Consider the following 535-nt stretch of genomic DNA (forward strand, 5'->3'; position numbering starts at 1 on the left):
GACCGCGCGGCCGCGTACGGGATGCGGTTGTGCGTGCCGGCCGGGTCCTCCGTGCGGTTCGATCCGCACGGCGGGGCCGAGGTCGGGCTGGTCCCGATCGGTGGCGAGCGGATCGCGATCGGTTTCGCGGGGTTGGTGGACGGGCCGTTGGACGGGCCGGGTGCCAAGGAGGAGGCGCTGCGCCGTGCGGCGGCCTGCGGCTACCTGGGTGTGGCGGTTGACGGTGGCGATGGCACGGACGGAGACCCGCGGTGAGCAGGAAGACCCCGCACAGCGATCACTGTGCGCCCGGCAGTCGGCACATCGATCCGCACGAGTACGCCTCGGTCTTCGGTCCGCGTGCCGGTGACCGGGTGCGTCTCGGTGACTCGGGGCTGACGGTGCGCGTCGAGCACGACGCACAGAAGCCCGGTGACGAGTTCCTGGCCGGTTTCGGGAAGACGGCGCGCGACGGGTTGCACCTGAAGGCGGCGGCGGTCCGTGAGACCTGTGACGTGGTGATCAGCAACGTCCTGGTCATCGACGCGGTCCTCGG

Annotated in this window: 1 protein-coding gene and 1 pseudogene; both read left to right on the forward strand. The window is 71.6% G+C overall.

Features of this window, described 5'->3' with window-relative positions; translation table 11 throughout:
* Window positions 1-255, forward strand: a 255-nt coding sequence (locus NOD94_RS41320) for an urease subunit beta (protein WP_281211380.1), incomplete at its 5' end; no start/stop codon positions are given.
* A 47-nt stretch (window positions 256-302) separates the two neighbouring features.
* A pseudogene (locus tag NOD94_RS41325) lies at window positions 303-535 on the forward strand (urease subunit alpha); the annotation flags it as partial.

Origin of the sequence: Streptomyces sp. Isolate_45 (assembly GCF_024721315.2) — a bacterium.
In the GTDB taxonomy this organism is placed as follows: domain Bacteria; phylum Actinomycetota; class Actinomycetes; order Streptomycetales; family Streptomycetaceae; genus Streptomyces.